This is a genomic window from Comamonas testosteroni ATCC 11996 (assembly GCF_000241525.1).
Classification (GTDB): Bacteria; Pseudomonadota; Gammaproteobacteria; order Burkholderiales; family Burkholderiaceae_C; genus Comamonas; species Comamonas testosteroni.
On the sequence record NZ_AHIL01000056.1, the window covers coordinates 1 to 4496 of the forward strand.

Sequence of the window (4496 nt, forward strand, 5' to 3'; positions counted from 1 at the left end):
GGGAAATTGCTTTCACCGTAAGAAAGGCGGCCCTGCTTCATGGCGGCTTCAGTCTCTGCCTTGACTTGAGCTCGGGTTTTCTGGCTTTCAAAGTGCTGCGGATGCACGATCACGCCTTGTTCATTGTTGGCTGGATGCTCGTAGGCTGCAGAGGCCATTCCAGGAAGAGCCAGGGTGACAACGGCAGCAACGCTTGCGAGTACGGAGGAAATGGAGATGCGGTTTTGAGACATGGTTGGCTCCTAAGACAGTTGATGAACACATCTCCTGGACCTTGATCAAGGTGAGGAGAAGATGGGTTGATCTTAGGAGTCGGAGCCCAACAAAATCAGGTCTGTCCGGTGACATTGTTGTCAGCTTTTTCGCGGCAGCTCTTACCCCAAATCTGCATACCAATAAACCCAAAGCGAAAAGCGAAGACCAACGTAGTTGACGTACACAGCGTGCTCCAGTGCATGTGCAGACAGATACTTGACATTCACATCATGTGAAGGATGAAACTTTAGCCACAAGCTTTAAAGGAGTACGTAATGGCTATTTTTCGCATCAATGACATGAAATGTGGTGCCTGTGCCGCGCGGATTCAGCGCTCCATTTTGGCGATCGATGATGAAGCAAAGATCGGAGTGAATGCGCGAGATAAAACGGTGCAAGTCTCTGGCGATCTGAGCGACGCCGACTACATGTTGGCCATCCAGACCGCTGGATACACTCCAGAATTATTGGCGTTAGCCGAAGCCGAGCAGGCAAATGCTGAGAAGCCGCAGACGAAATGCTGCGGCTCAACTTCAGCAAAGACATCTTGCTGCGGATAGTGTCTTCTTGCTTTCAAGAAAAGCCTGTTTTCTGATCTGCTTAGGAAGTCGGCTGCGGAGTGGGGAATTTCAAGGTGAAGCGAGTTCGTCCATCGGCTGAAGTGGCGGTAATGGAGCCTCCATGAGCTTCGGCAATTGCTCGGGTGATGGCCAAACCCAATCCGCTACCGTCTGAGTCCGGATGAGCCCTGGAAGGGTCAGCTCGGTAGAAGCGGTCAAATAACCTGGGCAGGACTTTGGGATCAATGTCCTGCCCTGTATTTTCCACAGTGACAAGTGTCCAGGAAGCTGCGGTCTCAATGTCGATGGTGACCATGCCTGCATGCGGCGTGTAGCGCAAAGCATTAGATAGCAAATTACTCACAGCACGATGGAACATCAGTCGATCACCATCAACGAGTCCATCGCCTTTTAACTTCAAATGAATTTGCTTTTCTTCAGCGACAGCCTCGTAGAACTCCAGCAATGCATACGATTCTTGCTGTGCCGAAAATTGCTCCTTGCGCGGCAGGCTTACGCCCCGTTCAGTTTTGGCCAGAAAAAGCATGTCTGACACCATACGAGCCAAACGCTGAAACTCTTCGGCATTAGAGGCAAGAATGTCTCGGTATGTCGCGGCGTCACGCTTGGATGCCAGCACAACCTGAGTCTGCGTCAACAGGTTGCTGATGGGCGTGCGTAGTTCATGGGCCAGATCAGACGCGAAATCTGTCAGTCGCTGAAAATCGTCCTGCAACCGATCCAGCATGCGATTGAGCTCATGCGCCAAATCGGCCATTTCTACGGGTACAGCCTGGACCGGCATGCGTTCACTCATCTTCTGTCCCGTCACAACGGCCGCACGTGATTTCATCTCTCGCAGCGGTGCCAGCCCTTGTCGAGCGGCGAGCCAAGACAGAAGTGAGCACAGCAAAATTGCTGCGATCACATAAATGGCAAAGCTTGTGCGAATTCCGTTGAGGAATTGAATGTGATGCTTGGTGTCTGCTGCGATCAGTACCTTTAATGGTGACGGTGCGTAGGCCGGTAGCGTCTCAAAGCTCAAGATGTGGAATTCTGCGTCTGCATGCCGCCACACCCCAAACGATCCTTCCTTGTCGATAGAAGCCGAGTTGCGATCCGGCACTGCAAAGCCGGATGCGGGCGATTGAAATACGGTTTCTCCTTGGGCATCTTTCACCTGGACTTGAAGATCCTCGTGATAGTTCAGTGCCTCATTTAAACGCCAACGAGCATCATCGACCGACTTCGTGTTCTGGAGAATTTTCTCGATCAAATGGCGCTTGTCCTGAAGCGTCATTCGGTCCAATTCCACGAAATGCTCTTCTGTAACGACTAGGAATAGGCCGCCTAAACCTAGCACTACGGCTGCCGCAACAACCGTGAAACAGAGGGCCAAGCGACTCGTTAAAGAAAGCTTTACCTTGCGAGTGAGACGCTGCACCTATTCCTCCTCGGGGACATCAAGCACATAGCCCATTCCCCGTACGGTCTGGATCAGTTTGATCGAGTGGCCTTCGTCAATTTTGGCTCGCAGACGGCGCATGGCCACCTCAATGACGTTGGTGTCGCTGTCGAAATTCATGTCCCATACCTGCGATGCGATCAATGAACGTGGCAGCACTTCACCATGTCGGCGCATCAGCAACTCTAAGAGTCCGAACTCTTTGGCTGTGAGGTCAACACGTTTGCCATTGCGAGATACGCGACGACGCAGCAGGTCTAGCTCGAGATCTGCAACAGTCAGAGTAGTACCTTCGTTGGCCGGATGTCCACGTCTAAGAATGATGCGAACTCTGGCGAGTAGTTCTGCGAAAGAAAACGGCTTTACCAGGTAATCATCAGCGCCGAGCTCTAGTCCTTTGACACGGTCCTCGACATGGTCCCGTGCAGTAAGAAACAGGACCGGCATATGTAGTCCTCGATCACGCAAAGACTGGAGCACCTGCCAACCATTGAGGCCCGGCAGCATAACATCCAAGATCACCAAGGAGTACTCCCCTTGCAAAGCCAGATGTAAGCCGTCTGAGCCATTTGGGACGAGGTCAGCAATGTAGCCAGCCTCGGTCAATCCCTGGCGCAGGTACTCACCTGTTTTAGGCTCATCTTCAACAATCAAAATCCTCATGTACTCGCTCCGCTGCAGTGGACGATCAAGAGTGTGCCGAGTTTGAAGCCCTCTGACATGAAGATAAGAAAAATGTAATGTTCCTGAAATCCTGGCGATAGAAAGGCCAACACTGCCTCGTTGTTCCTTCCTGGGAAGTCATCAAGCGTGGCTAGCAGAGTGAACCTTTTGACTGCATCGAAGGCATTTCTGGATAGAAGCCCTCCGTCGCACCAAACATGACGCGAGCATTACATGAATGTAATGAATGAGTCACTCCTCCGAAATTCAGCACGCCCTAGCATACTGAACATATCGAGCGCTCATTGCATCAGGCAAGCGTCGCCGAAAACGAATTTCTTGGAAGCTCTGGAGGATTTCACCTTATGCCGCGTCATTCGCCATTTTTTGTCACTCCCACTCAAGGGTTCTCTCGTCGGCGCTTCGTTCAGGGGCTGGCCGCAGGAGGCGTTCTGGCGGGCCTGTCAACGCAGTCGCTCATGGCATTCGCACAGCAGAGCTCCACAGTCCGCGGGGCCGCTCCGGTGCTGAAGGGTAACGAGTTCGATTTGGTGATCGCCGAGTCCGCCGTGAACTTTACGGGCAAGCCAGGGATGGCGACAACGATCAATGGATCGCTTCCTGCACCAACCCTGCGCTGGCGAGAGGGGGAGACGGTGACGATTCGCGTCACGAACAAGCTGCGCGAGGCCACTTCTATTCATTGGCACGGCATTATCTTGCCCTACCAGATGGACGGAGTTCCAGGCATCAGCTTTGCGGGCATTCCTCCTGGAGAGACGTTTACCTACCGTTTCAAGGTTCAGCAAAGCGGTTCCTACTGGTATCACTCACATTCAGGCATGCAGGAACTCACCGGCATGTATGGAGCGATCATCATTGATCCCGCAGGACCTGAGACTATCCGTGCAGATCGTGATCATGTCGTGCTCTTCTCTGACTGGACTGACGAAGACCCCATGCGCGTTTTCGCAAAGCTCAAGGTTCAGGGCGACTACTACAATTACAACCAGCCCACGGTCTTTGATTTCTTCCGTGATGCATCGCGTGATGGCGTGTCAGCGGCATTAGACAAGCGCAAGATGTGGAACGAGATGCGCATGAATCCAACGGATTTAGCCGACCTCTCTTCTGCGACCCTGACCTACCTCGCAAATGGCGTCACACCTGCAGGCAATTGGACTGCTCTTTTCCGTCCGGGCGAGCGTGTCCGGCTGCGCATGGTCAACGGCGCGGGCAATACCTTCTATGACGTACGTATACCGGGCCTGAAGCTCACGGTGGTTCATGTTGACGGTGTCGACGTAGAGCCTGTGACTGTCGATGAATTCCGATTCGGCCCTGGCGAAACCATAGACGTGATTGTCGAGCCACGTGATGACGCCTATACGATTTTTGCCCAGTCGATGGACCGAACAGGCTACGCACGCGCTACGTTAGCAGTGCGCGAAGGCCTGCAGGCTCCAGTCCCCGCACTCGATCCCGTCGAATGGCTGGGTATGAGCGACATGATGGGCGCCATGAGCCATGGCAGTTCTGGAGCCGACATGGAC

5 protein-coding genes are annotated in these 4496 nt (G+C 53.2%); 2 read left to right on the forward strand and 3 right to left on the reverse strand.

The features are described from left to right. A partial coding sequence (locus tag CTATCC11996_RS23555) for a DUF4148 domain-containing protein (RefSeq protein WP_003081338.1) occupies positions 1-233 on the reverse strand: 233 nt, incomplete at its 3' end. Between the two features lie 297 nt (positions 234-530). On the opposite strand from CTATCC11996_RS23555, the gene CTATCC11996_RS23560 reads away from it, so the two are divergent. Beyond that, complete coding sequence (locus CTATCC11996_RS23560; RefSeq protein ID WP_003055071.1) at positions 531-815, forward strand: heavy-metal-associated domain-containing protein; 285 nt, start codon at positions 531-533, stop codon at positions 813-815. A 40-nt stretch (positions 816-855) separates the two neighbouring features. On the opposite strand, the gene CTATCC11996_RS23565 is transcribed toward CTATCC11996_RS23560, so the two are convergent. Both CTATCC11996_RS23565 and CTATCC11996_RS23570 read right to left on the reverse strand, forming a co-directional pair. Further along, positions 856-2259 (reverse strand): heavy metal sensor histidine kinase, encoded by a 1404-nt coding sequence (locus CTATCC11996_RS23565; RefSeq protein ID WP_003081341.1) that lies wholly within the window; start codon positions 2257-2259, stop codon positions 856-858. After that, complete coding sequence (locus CTATCC11996_RS23570) at positions 2260-2943, reverse strand: heavy metal response regulator transcription factor (RefSeq protein WP_003062229.1); 684 nt, start codon at positions 2941-2943, stop codon at positions 2260-2262. Positions 2944-3308: 365 nt separating this feature from the next. Here CTATCC11996_RS23570 and CTATCC11996_RS23575 point away from each other — a divergent pair. Continuing rightward, positions 3309-4496, forward strand: a 1188-nt coding sequence (locus CTATCC11996_RS23575) for a copper resistance system multicopper oxidase (protein ID WP_034350247.1), incomplete at its 3' end; no start/stop codon positions are given.